This is a genomic window from Thalassotalea euphylliae (genome assembly GCF_003390375.1).
GTDB classification, from domain to species: domain Bacteria; phylum Pseudomonadota; class Gammaproteobacteria; order Enterobacterales; family Alteromonadaceae; genus Thalassotalea_F; species Thalassotalea_F euphylliae_A.
The window spans coordinates 1,660,452-1,680,007 of record NZ_QUOT01000001.1 but is presented as its reverse complement, the minus strand read 5'-3'; the positions used below and the strand labels follow the sequence as shown (position 1 = coordinate 1,680,007).

At 43.9% G+C, this 19,556-nt stretch carries 17 protein-coding genes; 14 read left to right on the top strand and 3 right to left on the bottom strand.

The window, feature by feature from the left end; all coding sequences use genetic code 11:
• Positions 1-67: 67 nt before the first annotated feature.
• The 7 genes from recJ (at position 68) to DXX94_RS07470 (ending at position 10,073) form a co-directional block, all read left to right on the top strand.
• On the top strand, positions 68-1,825 hold the full coding sequence (recJ, locus tag DXX94_RS07500) for a single-stranded-DNA-specific exonuclease RecJ (protein ID WP_116014910.1): 1,758 nt from the start codon (positions 68-70) through the stop codon (positions 1,823-1,825).
• A gap of 141 nt (positions 1,826-1,966) precedes the next feature.
• A protein-coding gene (prfB, locus tag DXX94_RS07495; protein ID WP_116014908.1) for a peptide chain release factor 2 occupies positions 1,967-3,065 on the top strand; the annotation gives its coding sequence in 2 pieces (ribosomal slippage) (positions 1,967-2,041 and positions 2,043-3,065; 1,098 coding nt in all).
• A gap of 188 nt (positions 3,066-3,253) precedes the next feature.
• Positions 3,254-4,813, top strand: a complete 1,560-nt coding sequence (gene lysS / locus DXX94_RS07490) for a lysine--tRNA ligase (protein ID WP_116014907.1) — start codon at positions 3,254-3,256, stop codon at positions 4,811-4,813.
• 478 nt (positions 4,814-5,291) lie between these two features.
• Complete coding sequence (locus DXX94_RS07485) at positions 5,292-7,313, top strand: peroxidase family protein (RefSeq protein WP_116014905.1); 2,022 nt, start codon at positions 5,292-5,294, stop codon at positions 7,311-7,313.
• A 346-nt stretch (positions 7,314-7,659) separates the two neighbouring features.
• Positions 7,660-8,937: an energy transducer TonB gene (locus DXX94_RS07480; RefSeq protein WP_116014904.1), complete on the top strand. Its 1,278-nt coding sequence runs from the start codon at positions 7,660-7,662 to the stop codon at positions 8,935-8,937.
• Positions 8,938-9,094: 157 nt separating this feature from the next.
• A complete protein-coding gene (locus tag DXX94_RS07475) occupies positions 9,095-9,370 on the top strand; it encodes a hypothetical protein (protein ID WP_147302250.1) in 276 nt (91 codons plus the stop codon).
• A gap of 154 nt (positions 9,371-9,524) precedes the next feature.
• Positions 9,525-10,073 (top strand): YkvA family protein, encoded by a 549-nt coding sequence (locus tag DXX94_RS07470; RefSeq protein WP_116014901.1) that lies wholly within the window; start codon positions 9,525-9,527, stop codon positions 10,071-10,073.
• 136 nt (positions 10,074-10,209) lie between these two features.
• On the opposite strand, the gene DXX94_RS07465 is transcribed toward DXX94_RS07470, so the two are convergent.
• On the bottom strand, positions 10,210-10,722 hold the full coding sequence (locus DXX94_RS07465; RefSeq protein ID WP_116014899.1) for an FKBP-type peptidyl-prolyl cis-trans isomerase: 513 nt from the start codon (positions 10,720-10,722) through the stop codon (positions 10,210-10,212).
• Positions 10,723-10,789: 67 nt separating this feature from the next.
• On the bottom strand, positions 10,790-11,908 hold the full coding sequence (gene ygfZ / locus DXX94_RS07460) for a tRNA-modifying protein YgfZ (RefSeq protein WP_116014898.1): 1,119 nt from the start codon (positions 11,906-11,908) through the stop codon (positions 10,790-10,792).
• 162 nt (positions 11,909-12,070) lie between these two features.
• On the opposite strand from ygfZ, the gene DXX94_RS07455 reads away from it, so the two are divergent.
• Both DXX94_RS07455 and DXX94_RS07450 read left to right on the top strand, forming a co-directional pair.
• Entirely contained in the window at positions 12,071-12,322 is a 252-nt protein-coding gene (locus tag DXX94_RS07455) for an FAD assembly factor SdhE (protein WP_115999186.1), read from the top strand.
• A 52-nt stretch (positions 12,323-12,374) separates the two neighbouring features.
• The gene (locus DXX94_RS07450; RefSeq protein WP_116014896.1) at positions 12,375-12,803 is read left to right on the top strand and encodes a hypothetical protein; all 429 of its coding nucleotides are present in this window, start codon (positions 12,375-12,377) and stop codon (positions 12,801-12,803) included.
• A gap of 11 nt (positions 12,804-12,814) precedes the next feature.
• On the opposite strand, the gene nadB is transcribed toward DXX94_RS07450, so the two are convergent.
• Positions 12,815-14,422, bottom strand: coding sequence for an L-aspartate oxidase (nadB, locus tag DXX94_RS07445; RefSeq protein WP_116014895.1), 1,608 nt, complete (start codon positions 14,420-14,422; stop codon positions 12,815-12,817).
• Between the two features lie 257 nt (positions 14,423-14,679).
• Here nadB and rpoE point away from each other — a divergent pair, with 257 nt between their 5' ends.
• The 5 genes from rpoE (at position 14,680) to lepA (ending at position 19,484) form a co-directional block, all read left to right on the top strand.
• Positions 14,680-15,258 carry an RNA polymerase sigma factor RpoE gene (rpoE, locus tag DXX94_RS07440; protein WP_115999189.1) on the top strand — a complete coding sequence of 193 codons (579 nt, stop codon included), beginning with the start codon at positions 14,680-14,682 and terminating at the stop codon, positions 15,256-15,258.
• Between the two features lie 123 nt (positions 15,259-15,381).
• Positions 15,382-16,017 (top strand): sigma-E factor negative regulatory protein, encoded by a 636-nt coding sequence (locus DXX94_RS07435; protein WP_116014893.1) that lies wholly within the window; start codon positions 15,382-15,384, stop codon positions 16,015-16,017.
• Positions 16,014-16,988, top strand: coding sequence for a MucB/RseB C-terminal domain-containing protein (locus DXX94_RS07430; protein ID WP_116014891.1), 975 nt, complete (start codon positions 16,014-16,016; stop codon positions 16,986-16,988). The genes DXX94_RS07435 and DXX94_RS07430 overlap by 4 nt, the downstream gene beginning before the upstream one ends.
• Positions 16,989-17,038: 50 nt before the next feature.
• Positions 17,039-17,506, top strand: a complete 468-nt coding sequence (locus DXX94_RS07425; RefSeq protein WP_116014890.1) for a SoxR reducing system RseC family protein — start codon at positions 17,039-17,041, stop codon at positions 17,504-17,506.
• A gap of 187 nt (positions 17,507-17,693) precedes the next feature.
• On the top strand, positions 17,694-19,484 hold the full coding sequence (gene lepA / locus DXX94_RS07420; protein ID WP_116014888.1) for a translation elongation factor 4: 1,791 nt from the start codon (positions 17,694-17,696) through the stop codon (positions 19,482-19,484).
• The last annotated feature ends 72 nt before the right edge of the window (positions 19,485-19,556 follow it).

Genomic DNA, 19,556 nt, shown 5'->3' with positions numbered 1-19,556 from the left:
GAATCTAAGTAAAATTAGCGCTTAATACCGCTGCTTTGCTTCCTAATAATTAAAACACGCTGACATCATGCAAAAACAAATCATTCGCCGCACGCCAGTTGCCGACCAACATTTACCGATGAATCTTCACCCTGTGGTGCGTCAGCTTTATGCCAGTCGAGGTGTCGCGGGTGATCATGAGCTTGAATTAACGCTTAAGCAAATAGCGCCAGTAACTAGCTTGTCGGGCTTAGCTGCAGGCTGTGACATTCTTTATCAAGCACTGCAAACAAGCAAGCGTATTACCATAGTGGGTGATTTTGATGCCGATGGTGCAACCAGCACGGCGCTAATGATGGAAGCGTTAACCTTGCTAGGCAGCCGCACGCACAATTTTATTGTGCCGAATCGTTTTGAGTACGGTTATGGCCTATCGCCAGAAATCGTGGAAATTGCCCATCAGCAAGGGGCTGAGCTGATCATTACCGTCGATAACGGTATTAGCTGCTTTGCGGGTATTGAGCGCGCGCAATCGCTTGGCATGAAGGTGATTGTCACTGATCACCATTTACCAGGTGAGAGATTGCCGCCTGCCGATGCCATTATTAACCCCAATCAATACGACTGTCAGTTCCCGTCAAAAGCCTTAGCTGGTGTGGGTGTTGCCTTTTACTTTATGTTGGCACTGCGTAAACTACTGCGTGATGCAAACTGGTTTGCTAACCAACAAATACCAGAGCCGAACCTTGCCCAATTACTCGATTTAGTGGCGTTAGGTACAGTCGCCGATGTTGTGCCGCTGGACGCCAACAACCGTATTTTGGTGGCGCAAGGGTTAAAACGAATTCGTGCGGGTTTTACGCGCCCCGGTATTCAGGCGTTAATCGAAATTGCCAAACGCGATCAAACTAAGCTAGTGGCGGCTGACTTTGGCTTTGCCCTAGGCCCGCGTATTAATGCGGCAGGGCGATTGGATGATATGTCGTATGGCATTAATTGCTTGCTAGCCAATGATTTAATGGAAGCGCGGGTGATGGCGTCAGAGCTGGATGAGCTTAATAAAGCTCGCCGTGAAATTGAACAAGGGATGCAAGTGGAAGCCGAGCGCGTGCTTGCAAGCCTTAAGTTTTCAGAAGACAACTTGCCTTTTGCTATTGCGTTATTCCAAAAAGATTGGCACCAAGGGGTTATTGGTATTGTCGCCGGTCGCTTAAAAGAGAAGTTCCACCGTCCGAGTATTGTGTTTGCCGCTGCGGATGCTGATTCTCCCAATAAAGATGGCGTTTTTGATAACGAACAGGAAATCAAAGGCTCAGCACGTTCAATCCCAGGCTTACATATTCGTGATTTACTTGAGCATATCGACAGCCAACACCCGAATATTATTATCAAGTTTGGTGGCCATGCGATGGCAGCAGGCTTGTCGATTCAGGCGAAAAACTTTGACCAGTTTAATCAGCTGTTTAGCCAATATGCCGAAGCTTGGTTAGACAAAGAGCAACTCACCGGTACGCTGCTATCTGATGGCGAATTACCCGCCTCGTTAATGACCATTGAATTTGCAGACCTACTACAAGAAGCTGGCCCTTGGGGACAGCAATTTCCTGAGCCAATGTTTGACGATGAGTTTGAACTGCTACAACAGCGCATTGTTGGCGAAAAACACTTAAAGCTGGTGGTGCAAAAAGACAATGTTGCCTTTGATGCCATCGCTTTTAATATTGATGTTAAAGCGTGGCCCAATAGTCAGGCGAAAAAGGCGCATATCGCCTATAAATTATCGGTCAATGAGTTTCGCGGTAAGCAAAATGTTCAGCTTATGGTGGAGCATTTGAAAGCCTTGTAAAAAGCGATATTTTTAGACACCTATTTAGCCATGCATTTACTCGTTTAATTAGCCATTTATTTAGTCGTTTAATTAGACAGGCAATTGAGCTACAATGCCGGACTTTTCCAATCGGCATTTTGATAAGAGTTTTCGACCCGAATGTTTGAAGTTAATCCTGTATTAAACACCATTAAAGACATTAAAGAGCGCACCACCATGCTTAGGGGGTATCTTTGACTACGAAGTCAAAGCCGAGCGTTTAGTTGAAGTTACTCGCGAATTAGAATTACCGGAAATTTGGAACGAGCCAGAGCGCGCCCAAGCGCTGGGTAAAGAGCGCTCGGCGTTAGAAGCTGTGGTCAATACCATTGAGCAACTGGAAGCGGGCTGTGAAGATATTGAAGGCTTAGTTGAACTAGCGGTTGAAGCGGAAGACGAAGATACTTTCAACGAAGCTGAAGCTGAAGCACAAGAGCTGGTAGAACAGCTTGAAAAGCTGGAGTTTCGCCGTATGTTTGCTGGCGAGCAAGACGAAAACGATTGCTACCTCGACATTCAATCAGGCTCAGGGGGTACCGAAGCGCAAGACTGGGCAGAAATGCTGATGCGTATGTACCTGCGCTGGGGTGAAGCACACGGCTTTAAAACTGAAGTGATTGAAGTGTCAGACGGCGATGTTGCCGGTATTAAAGGTTGCACCATTAAATACTCAGGCGAATATGCATACGGATGGCTGCGCACAGAAACGGGCGTGCATCGCTTAGTACGTAAGTCACCATTCGATTCTAGTGGTCGTCGTCATACCTCGTTTGCTTCAGCGTTTATTTACCCTGAAATTGACGACAATATCGAAATTGATATTAACCCCGCCGATTTACGCGTTGATACCTTCCGCGCGTCAGGTGCCGGTGGTCAGCACGTTAACAAAACCGATTCAGCGATTCGTATTACCCATATTCCGACGGGCGCTGTGGTGGCGTGTCAAAACGATCGCTCACAACACAAAAACCGTGCAACAGCCATGAAGCTACTAAAAGCTAAGCTGTATGAAATGGAAATTCAAAAGCAAAACGAAGACAAACAAGCGCTAGAAGAAGGTAAATCAGATATCGGTTGGGGCAGCCAAATTCGCTCTTACGTATTAGACGATAGCCGCATTAAAGATTTACGCACTGGCGTGGAAAACCGCAATACCCAAGCGGTATTAGACGGTGATTTAGACAAATTTATAGAGGCTTCCCTAAAATCAGGCCTTTAAATATTGATTAACGCGTTGTTAATTGCGTGATTTCTGCGTTGAATATGCTCACATAGCTTTCTATGCTGCGCTTATTCGCCTTGAACTAACGCCATTACCTTAGCGTTAATTCAATATTTTATAATGATATTTTAACTAAGCTAACTTACTGAATGTTAGCTGTATTTTAACCAAGTTTGAGACTGAAAATGACAGACCAAGCAAATCAAGACGAAAATAAATTAATCGCCGAACGTCGCGGCAAATTAGCGCAAATTCGCGAAAACTGCCCGGCTAATGGCCATCCAAACCAGTTTGACCGAAAACACTATGCAGCTGATTTACAAGCTGCCCACGGTGAGAAAGACAAAGAAACGCTTGAAGCTGAAACTGACGTTTACAGCATTGCTGGTCGTGTGATGGCAAAGCGTGGTCCATTCTTGGTATTACAAGATATGACTGGTCGCATTCAAGCTTATGCAGATAAAACCGTACAAAAAGACATTAAAGCCCGTTTAGGCGGTGTGCTAGATATCGGTGATATCGTTGGCGTAACAGGTACTTTGCACAAATCAGGCAAAGGTGATTTGTACGTCAATATGGACAAGTACGAGCTACTGACTAAGTCGCTACGTCCATTACCTGAAAAATTCCACGGCTTACAAGATACGGAAACTAAGTACCGTCAGCGTTACGTAGATTTGATCACCAATGAAGAAACCCGTGAAACTTTCCGTATTCGCTCGAAAATTGTTGAAGGTATTCGTCGTTTCCTAGCCGATCGCGACTTTATGGAAGTGGAAACGCCAATGCTACAAACCATTCCAGGTGGTGCAACAGCGAAACCATTTATCACTCACCACAATGCATTAGACGTTCAAATGTACATGCGTATTGCCCCTGAGCTTTACCTTAAGCGTCTAGTGGTTGGTGGTTTTGAACGTGTTTTCGAAATTAACCGTAACTTCCGTAACGAAGGCTTATCTACACGTCACAACCCAGAATTCACTATGATTGAATTCTACCAAGCGTACGCTGACTACCATGACTTAATGAACTTAACTGAAGACATGCTACGCACGCTTGCGGAAGATGTGATGGGTAACCCAGTGATCCGCAACACCGTGAAAAACGCTGAAGGCGAAGTGGTAGAAGAGAAGTTCTACGACTTTGGTAAGCCATTCGCGCGTTTATCTATGGTTGACGCGATTTTGAAATACGCACCTGAAGGTATGGTAACCAGCGAAGATGAAGCGGCACTGCGCGACCCTGAAAACAACTTCGACACCATCAAAGCATTAGCGAAAAAAGCACATGTTAAAGAAGGTGATGCGGCGAAAGTATGGGGTCCAGGTAAGTACATTTGTGAAATCTTCGAAGAAGTCGCTGAGCACTTACTTGACCAGCCGACGTTTATCACTGAATACCCGTGGGAAGTATCGCCACTGGCACGTCGTAACGACGAAAACCCATTCATTACCGACCGTTTTGAATTCTTCGTTGGTGGTCGTGAGTTAGCGAATGGTTTCTCTGAGCTTAACGATGCAGAAGACCAAGCCGAACGTTTCCGTAAGCAAGTGGAAGAGAAAGACGCAGGTGATGATGAAGCGATGCACTTTGATGAAGACTACATCAACGCGCTTGAGTACGGCTTGCCACCAACAGCCGGTGAAGGTATTGGTATCGACCGTTTAGTGATGTTATTCACTGACTCGCCAACCATTAAAGACGTGATTTTATTCCCGCATATGCGTCCGCTAGCGGAATAAGCATAAGTAGCTGCTATTTAGCCCTGTGCTAATTTTGCTGCTTAAAATAGGTCTCGTTCTCAAATGAGTGAAGAAAAGCCCAAACAAATGTTTGGGCTTTTTTGTTTTCTAGCTCGCTCTTAACGTGATTCAACAGCCCTAGTTATTTTTCATGTTAACCCTTGCGAGGTTCGCACTTGACGATACTAAATGTGCAGAAGTTGTGCAGATTTTGCTCAGAGTGTGAAGTTTCAATGGAGTTCCTTTGGGCTTTATGACATGCACTGAACCTAACACCTACAATGCCATCAGAGTTGATGAACAGGACATTCTGGAAATGGATATTTCAATCGCGCACTAAGTATTGCGTTGACGGGGTTTCTTCCTTAGTCACAAAAATACTGACTTAACAGCGTGGGTAATTGCCAAATACAGCCATAAAATTTGTGGTGCAGGCGAACCGCTCACTAATTCAATTCAGTTTGTAGGGCATGAAATTATGAAAAAAACAGGTTTTAATTATACCGCATTGGCAGTGTGTTTAGCGCTAACAGGGTGTGGTGGTAGCAGCGACAGCGAGACAAGTACAAATAGCAGCAGTAATGCGTTACCCCTTGTTGATGCAGGCGCGAGACAAGACGTTGATGAGCGCAGCTTTGTTACTTTATCAGGCACTGCTACTGATGCTGAAGGGGAAGTGAGCTTTGTTTGGCAACAGGTTTCGGGCACACCTGTTAATTTAAACAACACCAATACACTCACCCCAAGTTTTCGCGCACCTGCAACTACCAATGATGAGAGTTTAGTGTTTAGGCTAACCGTCACTGATAGCGACAATGCCAGCTCGTCAGATGAGGTTAGCATACAGGTTAGCGATCGAAGAGCCTCGCCACAGGGGATTAACGAGAATGCTCAAGACAGGAGAAATCAGGCAAATAACAATAGACGCAATGACCCTCGTTTTGTTAATAACCGCGAAGTCAGAACGATTGATGGCTCTTTCAACAATCAAACAAATACGCTTTGGGGCTCTTCATTTAGCCATTTAGCGCGTTGGGCAGTCGCGGACTATGAAGATGGTATTGCTTCATTAGCAGGAGCTGCTCGTCCAAGTGCTAGGGTTGTGTCGAATAATATTCATGCTCAAGAAGATGGTGAGATCATACCAAATACTTTTGGTACCTCAGATTTTCTTTGGCAGTGGGGGCAATTTCTTGACCATGACATTGGCGTTACTGATGGTGTTGAAGAAGCCGCTGATATTGCTGTGCCGCGTGGCGACACCTATTTCGACCCTCGCGGTACTGGCGAACAAACAATTCTATTCTCGCGGGCCTTGTTTGATCACAACACTGGTACTGACCAAAGCAATCCGCGTGAACAAGAAAATGAGCTTACGGCCTGGATCGATGGCAGCATGATCTACGGCTCAGATGACGAACGTGCACTTGCATTGCGGGTAAGTGAACAGAGCCCTTATTTGGCGACTAGCGAAGGTAACTTGCTACCTTTTAATATTACTGGGCAGACCAACGCTAATGCCTTTGGTGTTGACGATGCACAGCTGTTCTTAGCGGGGGATATTCGTGCCAATGAACAGGTTGGCCTAGCGGTTATGCATACATTATGGGTGCGTGAGCACAACCGCATTGCTACTGATATGGCGCAGGCGAACCCTGATGCCAGTGGTGAGCAAATATATCAAGCGGCAAGGCGACTAGTAATCGCGAAAATTCAGATTATCACCTACCAAGAATACTTACCGGCGCTCATTGGAGAGGACGCAATTAGTGACTATCGTGGCTACAATGCGGCGGTAAACCCTGGCCTATTCAATGAGTTTGCAGTTGCGGCTTATCGCTATGGCCATTCATTAGTTAACAATCAACTGCTGCGCCTAGATGCTCAAGGCAATAGCATTGAGGCTGGCGCTTTATCATTGCGTGATGCCTTTTTTACCGCCCCTAACTTGCTGACTAATGAAACAAGCATAGACCCTATTTTGAGAGGTCAGGCGAGTCAACTTAGTCAAAAACTTGATGTTAATGTAACCCATGAACTGCGAAATTTTTTGTTTGGAAAGCCGGGAGCGGGAGGCTTAGATCTGGTTTCACTTAACATTCAACGTGGACGAGATCATGGGGTGCCATCGTACAACGATATGCGAGATGTGTTTGGTCTTGAACGCTTTACCAGCTTCAGTGAAATCACTTCAAACTCTGAGCTTGCAGCAGCGCTGGCGCAAACATATGAAACGGTTGACGATATTGATTTGTTTACTGGTGGACTGGCTGAAGACCCGCTTAGCGAAGTCGGCTCACAAATGGGAGAGTTATTCCGTGCCATGCACATTCGCCAGTTTGAAGCCTTTCGAGACGGCGATCGCTTTTGGTATCAGCGTTACTTGTCGCCAGAAGAGTTAAGGTTAGTAGAAGGCACGACTTTAGCCGAAGTTATTCGAGCCAATACCAGTATAGGCAGTGAGCTTCAAGACAATGTTTTTTATCTAAAAAGCAACTAATCTTGTGACGTTATGTTGATGATATAGTGACCTGCTAGTAACAACTCAAATAAAAAGCACCTTCAGGTGCTTTTTTACTCAAGAGATCAACCAATTAACTTGTGTAATGTGCAAGCATAAGAGGCAGTTAGTTAAAAGAGAGTATGGATAACATAACTGCATTGGCAAAAAGCACTAGTGATAGGGCATTTCACGGTTACTCTAAAACAGCAGCGAGAAGTAGATTAGTTATGAAAGGCTGAGGTTCTCTCGTTACTTTTTATTAGATGATATTGGCCATGGCGCTTACCCTTTGCCTACATAAATGGAGTTGCTATAATATTTCTAGTTTGCAAAGGAGCTGCTTATGAACAAGCGTTACTCATTTATATTTTTAATTCTCGCCCACTTTCCTTTTAGTTCTGGAGCTATTGCTAAGCTGCCACCTGAAACGTCGCTACAAGAACAGTCTAGTCATGAAGCTACCAGAACTAAGCAAATTTTATCTACTGAAATAACGCAGATTATTGATGCTAAAGCTAAGCTTCGCGTGCCGCCAAAGTTTCCAATTAGTGAGGCTAAAAAGGGGATAGATGGTTGGGTAAGACTGAGCTTTATTGTCGAGCCTGACGGTTCAACTAGTAATGTTGTTATTTTGGAATCTACAGGGCGTAAGAGTTTTGAACGAGAAGCGTTAAAAGCACTTAAACAATGGCAATATGAGCCTGCAATGGAAGGTGGTAAGCCGATCCAACAGTGTAAAAATAGTGTTCAAATTGACTTTAAAATGGCCCGTGAGCAAGAAGGCGTTTCAAGACGTTTTCTCAGCTTATATCGTAAGCTTGAAAAAGCCTTTAATAAAAATATTCAGGAAGATATCACTGAGCTAATTGATAAGCTTGAAAGCTATGAGGTAAAAACGCTACGCGAGTCATTTTATAAATATCAGTTAATGACACGCTATGCAAAGCACCAGCAAAATAAGCGAAAAGAGCTTAATTACCTTAACAAAACATTTCAATTCTCTGGCGTTGGCGGCTTCTTTGACCATAAACGCGCAGTACAAAGTGATACTGTCTATGCTGTTGGCGTCAAAGTGAAACAGGGTGAATCTGCAGACGAAGCTATTTCAGCGAGCACGCAACGACACTATAAGTTTCTTGATGCAGCATTATTTCCAGTGTTACATGACAAGCTTTTATTAGAACTCGACTTTGGCCGTGTCGGCGATGCGTTAGATACCGTTGATAAGCTTTTGTTACTGTCCTCTGCCAAACCTAACTGGCCGGCATACCAACAGCAAAAACAAACGCTTATTGATTTTATTGCCAGTGATACGCCAATAGTTACCCAAGGTTTTATCGGGAAAAGAGACTTTTGGCAGCACACCTTAATTCGCAATGAGTTCCAACTTGCCGATGTCTCAGGGGAGCTGCACAAATTGGACATTCGTTGTCGTAATAAACGCCACGTTTACACTGTTAATGAGCAATCTATTTGGAAAATTCCGCAGAGCTGGCAAGGCTGTAATGTCCTTGTTTATGGTGATAACAAAGCGAGCTTCAAATTAGTTGAACTAAATCCAAGCAATACAGCTAAGCAGCTAAAAAGTGCGATGGCAGAAAAGCCAAGATTACAGGGTTAATAATTCAGGGGAATAAGGCTAAGGGATTTTGTCTCTATTATTTTGGTGCACAAAAAAACATCAAAAAAGTTGTAATAAAAATAAGCTCATGATGACTATTGAGGGGAGTGCTTATTCATCACTGATTTTACTTCGTTTAATCGTTTGGGAGCTGAATATGGAAATTATTGAAAAAACTGTTTTAATCTTCACCATTGTGGCCTCAATTGCCGGACTTGCTTGGCTCGATAAGCGTTTCGCTTTAGGTTTATCTAGAGGAATGAGCCTAGGTGTTTCATTAGAGGATAAAGACGCGCTAACAGAATCGGAATTAAAGCGTCAAATAGAAGAAAAATCTCAAGAAGTAGAGTCACTTAAAGCGCGAGTAGCGACCTTAGAGCGGATTATTACTGACCCTGCTGAGCAATTAAAACGTGAAATAGATCGACTGTAATCATTTATTTGCATTTACTTGCTAGTCAGCAGCGCTGAACCCATCGGTAGTTTTCAAAGTGACTGGCGCTTAATTTTTTAACAGGCACTACTTTTTAACCTGCTAGGCTGTGTTAGAGTATGTTCGCTAACCGAAAACAAAAAGGAATAACGAAATGGCATTTGAGGTAAAGTTTGAATTAAAAGATTCAGATTTAGCGCATTTTCGCGAAGTAATGAAAAAAGCGATTGACGGTGCATCGCACTTAAGTGAAGAAGATATTCTGGCGAAGGCCAAAGAACTTAGTGCGAGCGTGCAAGCAGATGTGCCAGAGTTCGTCGCCGACCGTTTACGTAAGCTCGAAGTTTTAGTCACCATGGTGGAAGATGCCCAATGGAAATTAGACGGGGAAGAGCGAGCGAATGTGCTAAGTGCACTAGCTTATTTTAGCGATCCAGAAGATTTAGTACCGGATCATATTCCAGCACTAGGCTTTTTAGATGATGCGATTATGATTGAGTTAGTTGTAGAAGATTTACAAGACGATATCGAAGCATTTGAAGAGTTTTGTGCATACCGCGAACGAGAGCAAGGCCGTGCCGGCGATAAAGAAATTACCACAGAAGATTGGCTAGACTCAAAACGCAGAGAGTTGCATAGCCGTATGCGTAATCGCCGCAGCTCACGACGCAGTGGACGTTCAGGCTTCCGCTCAATTTTCTAGGCTATAGCTTCTTAAGTTCAAGCGATAAAAGAAAAAGCCTCAATTTTGTTCACTTAATTTCTGTAAAACTGAGGCTTTTTAGTATCCGATAAAGGTGTTTGTGATACAAACGCCCAATTAGTAGGGCTGGATTCGTTTAGTTATCACATCCGCAACTGTCACCACAGCCGTCTTCTTCGCTTTTCTCGCTATGTACATGGCCGTGTTCTAGCTCTTGTGCAGTCGCTTCACGTACTTCTAGAATTTCTACGTCGAAGTGTAAATCAATGCCTGCTAGCGGGTGGTTACCATCAACGGTAATTTCTTCGTCAGTAACCTCTACCACGATAACCGTTTGCTCACCTTCATCCGTAGTTGCGCGCAGTTGCATGCCAACTTGTAAGTCATCCACACCTTCCATCACGGCTTTGGGTACAGTTTGTACGTATTCGTCAAAACGCTCACCGTAAGCAAGATCTGCTGCCACATCTACTTCAAATGTGTCACCAGCTTCGCGGCCATCAAGTGCCTGCTCAAGACCGGGAATTAAGTAGCCAGTGCCTTGGATAATATTAAGTGGTTCGTGGTCGTAAGAGCTGTCGATTAGTGTACCTTCACTGTCTGATACTGCGTAGTGAAGTTTAACAACTGCATTGTTTGAAATTTTCATAAAATTAAAGCGCTCGTTAAGTTAAATAATAGGGTGAATAAATAAAACTAAGCTTTTTCACTTGGCGTTATTCATCTGCATTCTGTGTGTTGTCGTATGGTAGTGCGGTTAAAACAAGTTTAACACTGTCGTTATCTTTGACCCTAAGCACGTCGCTGTCAGATAGTTCATTGGCAACAACGGCCTGAATATAAAGCTCACCAGTATCGGCTTGGTAGCTAGCAAGTACATCTCCGCCAGTACGCCAGTTTTCAGCCATTTGTTTTTCGAAGCCAATCGCTGACGCGAGCGTCGTTTCGCTGTGGCCTGTTAACAGTGCCATCATTTTTTTGTTTTTGCCTAAATACTGCATGCGGGCGACAGTTTCTTGGCCTAAGTAGCAGCCTTTTGTAAAGCTAATGCCGTCGAGTTTATCTAGGTTTAGCATTTGTGGAACGTACTTAGCTACTGTGCTCTCATTAAGTTGTGGAAACCCTTCGTTAATCTCCAATAGCTGCCATGCACGGTAATCAATCTGTTTTGCCTGAATTGTGCCTAGCAGTTGTTCGCCCTCTTCAGCGCTAGCAACAACTAAATAACGAGTAATTTTGCCAGCCAAGTAAACGATACTGGCGCCCTGATGCGTAACAACCGGAGTTAGGGCGTCAGGTAAGCTGCCAATTTTGTTGGCTAGTTGTTGGCTCACATCTTCGCCAACCAGGCAAGTAAAGGTGAGTTCTGTTGCTTGGCTAATCTCTACTTTGGCAAATACACCAAATTTTTGTAATTCTGCAAGTGAACTTTTGACTGAGTTTTCAGGCTGAACAAGTAACAAAGCACCTTGGTGTGTCATTAGCCTAAATACTGACAACACTTTACCTTTGGCATCGCAATGGGCACCGTGCTGCAAGCTGTGAACATGTTGTTCATTAACGTCACAAGTGACTTGCCCTTGTAAGTACTTTTGCTGCTCTTCACCGGCAAGTTTGATCGCAGACAATTGCGGCAGTGGCATCATAAAATTTGGGTGCAGTGTCGAAAGGTTCGGTAGTGCTGAGCTCATTTGGTGATTAATGCAGAAAATTAGGTTTGAAATACAAGTATAGGCAGATTCAAAAAAAACAAGCGAATACCATGACTTTATTTCAATTGGTGTGATACCAATTTCAATAATGACTTGCTCATTCTGGCTGGTTAAAACACCCACCAACTGCGTTGTTATTTTTGAAATTAGAACAACTAGTTACATAAAAATAACGCCTTGTTTCTGAGTGTTTTTCCTGCACCATAAATGATCAACTAATTAATTCAATTGGTATTATTTGTGAAATTGGTAGAATGCAGCTAGTTTTGATTATGAGGAAAAGAAATGTCGTTAGCTAAAAATAAAGCGCGCCTGAAATGGGCATGTCGTCGTGGTATGTTAGAGCTTGACGTACTGTTTATGCCATTTGTCGAAAACGCTTATGACGACTTAACTGAAGAACACAAGCGAGAGTTTGAGCGTTTGCTAGAATGCGACGACCCTGAGCTATTTGCTTGGTTTATGGGACACGAGGAATGTGAAGACCCAGCACTTAAGGAAATCGTGCAAATTATTCTTAACCGCATCAAAGTGTGATATTTGCTACGCCCCACTAAAAGTTAATTGGCTGCTTGCTGTTGGCTGCTCTTTGCTGACAGCTTGTTATCTTGTTTTTTATTTTACGCAAATCAATGCGCAAACCGCGCAGTGGTTATGGCATGTGTTGCTATTACTCTTCGCTTCTAGTGCTGCACTACTTTATTTAACCAAGCGTTACTTTTTTGAATCCCAGCCTGAACAGCTGACCATAGTGCTGCCTGAGCATGAGATAAATTGGCGGCAAGGTTCTTATGTGGCAGACAGTGCCAGTCGATTGAGCTTTTTAGGCTTTTGGTTGGTGTTGTCAGATAAAACCGACGTGCCAGACAAGCAGTCAATGGGACAGGCACGCAAAAATACAATAGCCAGAATACGAAAGACTGCTCAGTACGAGCTGTTTATCTATCGTTCCCAGCTAAATTATCAACAAGTGTGCTATTTAAGCTATTTAATTAAAGCGGCACAAAAGCATCGCTAGCTTAACTGGCTTTAAACTTCGCTTAATTGATTCGGTGACAATATTGTATTGCCAGAAGACGGCGCTAAGTCAGGGAAGTCGAGCGTGTAGTGCAAACCACGACTTTCTTTGCGAAGCAATGCGCTTTTAATAATTAGTTCAGCAACTTGCACTAAGTTTCTGAGCTCTAACAAGTTGTTGCTGACACGGAAGTTTTGATAGTACTCGTCAATTTCACGTTGCAGCAGCTCAACGCGATGCAATGCACGCTCTAAACGTTTCGTCGTGCGCACAATGCCCACATAGTCCCACATAAATAAACGCAGTTCGTGCCAGTTATGCTGAATTACCACTTCTTCGTCTGAATCCGTAACACGGCTTTCATCCCACTTTGGCAGTTTTAGGTACTTTTGCGGGGTTCTTAAATGGTTAGCAATATCGCTTGCTGCCGCACGAGCGAATACTAAACACTCTAAGAGTGAATTACTCGCCATACGATTAGCGCCATGTAAACCGGTATAAGCCACTTCACCGATGGCATACAAGTTCTCAACATCAGTTCGGCCATTCTTGTCAATCATCACACCACCACAGGTATAGTGTGCGGCTGGTACGACAGGAATAGGTTGTTTGGTCATATCAATACCAAGCGACATGGTTTTTTGATAAATCGTTGGGAAATGCTGCTTGATAAACTCTGCTGGCTTGTGGCTAATATCAAGGAACATGCAATCGGCGCCTAGACGCTTCATCTCGTAATCAATAGCACGAGCAACAATATCGCGTGGGGCTAATTCTGCACGTTCATCAAACTCTGGCATAAAGCGACTGCCGTTGGGGCGACGCAAAATTGCACCTTCACCGCGTAATGCCTCAGTTAGCAAGAAAGTGCCAGCATCAGGGTGATACAAGCAGGTTGGGTGGAACTGATTAAACTCCATATTGGCCACGCGACAGCCCGCGCGCCATGCCATCGCAACACCGTCACCGCTGGCGACATCAGGGTTTGAGGTATATTGGTATACCTTGCTGGCGCCGCCTGTTGCTAAGATGGTTTTACGAGCGTGAATAGTTTCTACCTTTTCACTATTGCGGTTCCAAATATAGGCACCAATACAGGCTTTTTCAGCACCTTCGTCTGAGTTATTAATTAAATCAATTGCGTTGTAACGTTCAAACACGCGAATACGATTGTGTTGTTTAATGCGCGTTGACAAGGTTTCTTGCACCGCTTGACCGGTTGCGTCAGCAGAATGCAGAATGCGGCGGTGACTGTGGCCGCCTTCGCGGGTTAAGTGATATTTCGCGTCGCCACTTTCACTTTCTTCTTGGTCAAACTCTACCCCTTGTTCAATCAGCCATTCCAAACAGGCTTTGGCATTTTCTGCGGTAAAGCGCACAACATCTTCTTCACAAATGCCAGCACCGGCAATCAGTGTGTCTTGCACATGAGAGTCAATACTATCGTTTTCATCAAAAACAGCAGCGATACCGCCTTGTGCGTAATAAGTTGAGCCCTCATTAATTGGCCCTTTACTTAATACAATAACATCGGCGTTTTTCGCTAAATGCAGGGCTAAGGTTAAACCTGCTGCACCGCTGCCAATAATTAACACGTCACAATTGTGCTGTTTGCTCATAATGCTCTCTATTTGATTGCTTTTTTACTGCCTAGACAGGCCGTTAAAGGTGTAAAAATCACAATATTACGTTAATCTAATTGCAACGGATTTTAGCGTGTAACTTGCTAATCGAATAGTCATAGCTGATGGTTATTCGCTCAATTAACAATTTTTTTCGATTTTTTCGAACTTTATGAGATGCGTATAGTCATAACAGTTGCGTTTGTCATGAGCCAGATGTTGAGTTAAGTAGTTTTGTAGGAGATATGGCTCATATGAGCGAACAGTTAATCGATCAGGAATTGGTCGAGAGAGTACAACGTGGAGACAAAGGGGCTTTTAATTTACTGGTTACTAAGTATCAATCAAAAGTCTCTAGCTTGGTTGGACGTCATGTCAAAAATCAGGCTGATGTGCCAGATATTGTACAAGAAGCGTTTATCAAAGCGTATCGGGCACTACCTAACTTTCGTGGGGAAAGTGCGTTTTATACCTGGTTATACCGAATCGCTGTCAACTGCTCAAAAAACCATTTGGTTGCGGGTAGTCGCAAACCACCTAGCTCTGATGTTGAGGTGGAAGACGCCGAGTTTTATGAAGGCGGCGATGCATTAAGAGAAAATGCTTCACCTGAGCGTATGCTGTTAACTGATGAGATCAAACGAGTTGTGTTTGAAACCATGGAGCAGCTACCGGAAGATTTACGTTTAGCCATTAACTTTCGTGAGATTGAAGGGCTAAGCTATGAAGAAATTGCGACCATTATGGAATGCCCTGTGGGTACTGTAAGGTCAAGAATTTTCCGAGCGCGTGATGCAATAGATAAAAAGATTAGCCCCCTGCTTAAGCGGTAGAAGGCCAAAAGTAGAAACTTAAAAGGTAGCTGCAAATCAGCAACCTAATAGCTAATTAGTAAAAGATATTCAGCAAGAACCATTAAGCGTAAAATATAGGTGCGCTAACCAAAAGGTGTTTTTATGAGTGATAATAAGTTTGAAACCGTCTCAGGTATTATCGACAGTTACCAGCAAGACGTTGAAAAACTTGATAGTGTATTGGCCGATAGCGAAGCGGCTAAGCGCTGGGAAAACTATCATCTGATCGGTGATGTGTTAAGAGATGAAACACCAAAATCCGTGCCGTTTGATTTATCTGCACAAATCGCGGCAGCGATTGCCGGCGAGCCAACAGTATTAGCACCTAAACGTCGTACCTTTATTAGTGCAGCAAAAGCGAAAGTGGTTCAATTTGGTAAGCCATTTGGGCAAGTAGCGATTGCGGCGTCTGCTGCGGGTTTAATGATTTTAGGTGTTCAGCAAACAAACGTGGCTGACAATGAAGTGATTACACCTGCCCAGCAAGTGATTCAAACAACACCGTTTGTGGGGGTTGCTGACCCTGTTAGTTTGAACTACCAAACCCCAGATCGCGCTGCACAAAAACAAGCATATTTGGAACAACAGCGCCGTTTCCAAGCACTTTTAGCAGATCACCAGCAGCAAGTTAAGCTTAGTGCCGTCACTAAAGGCACAGCAGTTAAAGCAACTGAATTAGAAAGTGACAATGCGGCAGATATTACGTCAGAGAATAAGGCTGAAAATACTCCTCAATGAAATTAATTAGTAGTATGGCACTGCTGTTAAGCGTTAGCTTTTCAGCAGTGGCAATGGAAAGTGAACAGGCACAGTCTTGGTTAAAGCGACTTTCCGATTCACTGAACAACCTCAATTTCACCACGTCATTTGTTGTCGTTAAAAATAACCAAGCTGAGCCTTACCACTGGTTTCACGGTATTAGCGGTGATGACAAGCAATTAGAAATATTATCACTGCTTAATGGTCCTCGTCGTGACGTGCTTCGCCGCGGAGATATTGTTAGCTACATCGAGCCAGAACTCCCTCCGTATTCGGTTGCTGCAAGTCATATTAGTGGGCCTATTCCAGCGATTTTTAGCCAAGATGTGTCTCGCCTTGAAGACAACTATGAGTTTATTTCTGTTGGACGTAGCCGTGTTTTGGGTAAGCCTGCTCAACTTATTCGAATAGTTGCCAGAGATGGTCATAGATTAGGGCACTGGCTGTGGCTAGATATGGACACTGGCTTGCCACTAAAAATGGCATTGATTACTCGCAAGGGCCAATTGTTAGAGCAAATTCAATTTACTCATCTTGAAATCACAGAACAGCCCTCAGAAAGCTTAAAACAGCTAGAAAGCGCAGAGTTACCGCAAGTGCTGGCATTACCCGATAGCCAAACTCAAGCATTTGCTTGGCAAGTAAACTGGTTGCCTGCTGGCTTTGAGCGAGTCAGTGCTAATCGCCATCGCATCGCTAACACAAAACAGCCAGTTGAATTTATGCTATTTAATGACGGATTAGTGGATATTTCTGTTTACGTGAACCCAAGTCAGGAAAAGCAACGAGCTGTTGAGTTTGTCATGAATGGTGCAACTGTCATCTTAAACCAGATAACGAATGGTATTGAGGTCAGTGTTGTTGGTAAAATACCATCGGCAACGGCTAAAGCAATTGCTGATTCTGTTACACTGAATGGCTCAAATCAAACAGATGCAGGTGCTCAGTAGCAAAAAAGTCAATTCAAAGGTTAAGAGACAATAAGAGTGGACAACGAATAATGGATGAAAAAGCGACCATTGTTGAAGTTAGCAACCACAGTGTGGTGGTTGAAAGCCAAGTTAAGTCCACCTGCAACCAGTGCCAACAGGTGGACAACTGTGGCAGCGGGCTTGTCGCTAAAGCTTTACCGCAACAAAAACTGCGCGTGGAAATTGTTACGCAAGAACAGTTCACCGTTGGTGAGCAAGTGATTATCAGCATCCCTGAGCAAGCCATGCTAGCGGTTGCTTGGCAAGTTTATTTATGGCCTGTTATCGGTTTAATGCTCGGCGCTGGCCTAGGCCAAGTATTGTTACTTAACGGCATACTAAGCCATGAATTGCCAACCATTATGATGGGGTTTGTTGGCGGTTATGCGGGGTTTAAATGGGCAAAAGCCAGATTGGATAACAACCCGAAACAACAAGCGCTAGTGCCAACGATTAAACAACGTTTAATTCCTACTTTAGCCACACCAATTTCATAGTTAGCCCTTACCTGCTGATGCAAATAAAAAGTGAACTGGCTAGTTCTTCGGTTCAATTGCTACGTTTTTTAACATCTTTTTCAGTGCTATTGGACAACTATCTCAGCCCAGCTATAGCCCCAGCGCAGTAAATTAGCTAAAATCTCGCCATTCTAGATTTTGCAGCTTTTTTTATACATTCCAGTTTATGAAACATATCCGAAATTTCTCCATTATTGCCCATATTGATCACGGTAAATCGACCTTATCAGATCGTCTAATTCAACATTGTGGCGGTTTGTCTGATCGTGAAATGGAAGCACAAGTTTTGGATTCAATGGATCTTGAACGCGAGCGCGGTATCACCATCAAAGCACAAAGTGTGACGCTAGACTACAAAGCACGCGACGGTGAAACTTATCAGCTGAACTTTATCGACACGCCAGGCCACGTTGACTTCTCATACGAAGTATCACGCTCGTTAGCGTCATGTGAAGGTGCGCTGTTAGTTGTTGACGCCGGCCAAGGTGTTGAAGCACAAACGGTAGCTAACTGTTACACCGCAATTGATTTTGATATGGAAGTACTGCCGATTCTCAACAAAATCGATTTACCACAAGCTGACCCTGAGCGCGTTTGTGAAGAAATTGAAGATATTATCGGTATTGATGCGACAGGCGCTGTATCTTGTTCAGCAAAAACCGGTATCGGTATTGAAGACGTTTTAGAGTGCATTGTTGAAAACATTCCTGCGCCAGAAGGCAATCCAGACGATAACCTGCAAGCGTTAATTATCGACTCTTGGTTTGATAACTACCAAGGTGTTGTTTCACTTGTACGAGTGATGAACGGTGAAGTTCGCGCGGGTGACAAGATGGTAGTGATGTCGACGGGCCAAACTCACATTATTGATAAAGTTGGTATTTTTACCCCAAAACAAACTGAAACAGGTGTGTTAAAAACTGGTGAAGTTGGCTTTATTATTGCGGGTATTAAAGAAATTCACGGTGCGCCAGTAGGTGATACCATCACTATTGCGAAAAAAGAAGCAGACGCACCGTTGCCGGGCTTTAAAAAAGTACAGCCGCAAGTATACGCGGGTATTTTCCCAATCAGCTCTGACGATTACGAAAACTTCCGTGATGCGTTGAATAAGCTGAGCTTAAATGACGCTTCGTTATTCTTCGAGCCAGAGAACTCATCTGCACTAGGTTTTGGTTTCCGCGTTGGTTTCCTTGGCATGTTGCACATGGAAATTATTCAAGAGCGTTTAGCGCGTGAATACGACCTAGATCTGATTACTACGGCACCAACGGTAAACTACGAAGTAGAAACTACCCGTGGTGAAGTGCTGCAGATTGATAATCCAACAGATTTACCACCGATTAACGAAATTGCCGAGATTCGCGAGCCAATCGTACAAGCGAATATTCTTGTACCGCAAGAGCACTTAGGTAACGTGATTACCTTGTGTATTGAAAAGCGCGGCGTGCAAAAAGACTTAGTTTACCACGGCAATCAAGTAGCGGTAACTTACGAGTTGCCAATGGCCGAAGTGGTGATGGACTTCTTCGATAAATTGAAATCAACGAGTCGTGGCTATGCGTCATTAGATTACCATTTTGTTCGCTTCCAACCAGCTGACATGGTGCGTGTAGACGTAATGATCAATGGTGATCGCGTAGATGCACTGGCAATGATTACGCACCGTTCAAACTCAGTACCTCGTGGTCGTGACTTGGTTGAAAAATTGCGTGAGCTTATTCATCGCCAAATGTTTGATATTGCCATTCAAGCTGCGATTGGTAACAACATTATTGCCCGTAGTACCATCAAACAAATGCGTAAGAATGTAACGGCTAAATGTTACGGTGGTGACGTCAGTCGTAAGAAGAAACTATTGCAGAAGCAAAAGGAAGGTAAAAAGCGCATGAAGCAGTTGGGTAATGTTGAAGTACCACAAGAAGCGTTTTTAGCCGTATTGAAACTCGATAATTAATCTCGACTTCCGCCTAGGCTTAGCTTGGTTTAATTATCTACTAACTAAGCCGAAAGCGGGGCATAAGAGAAT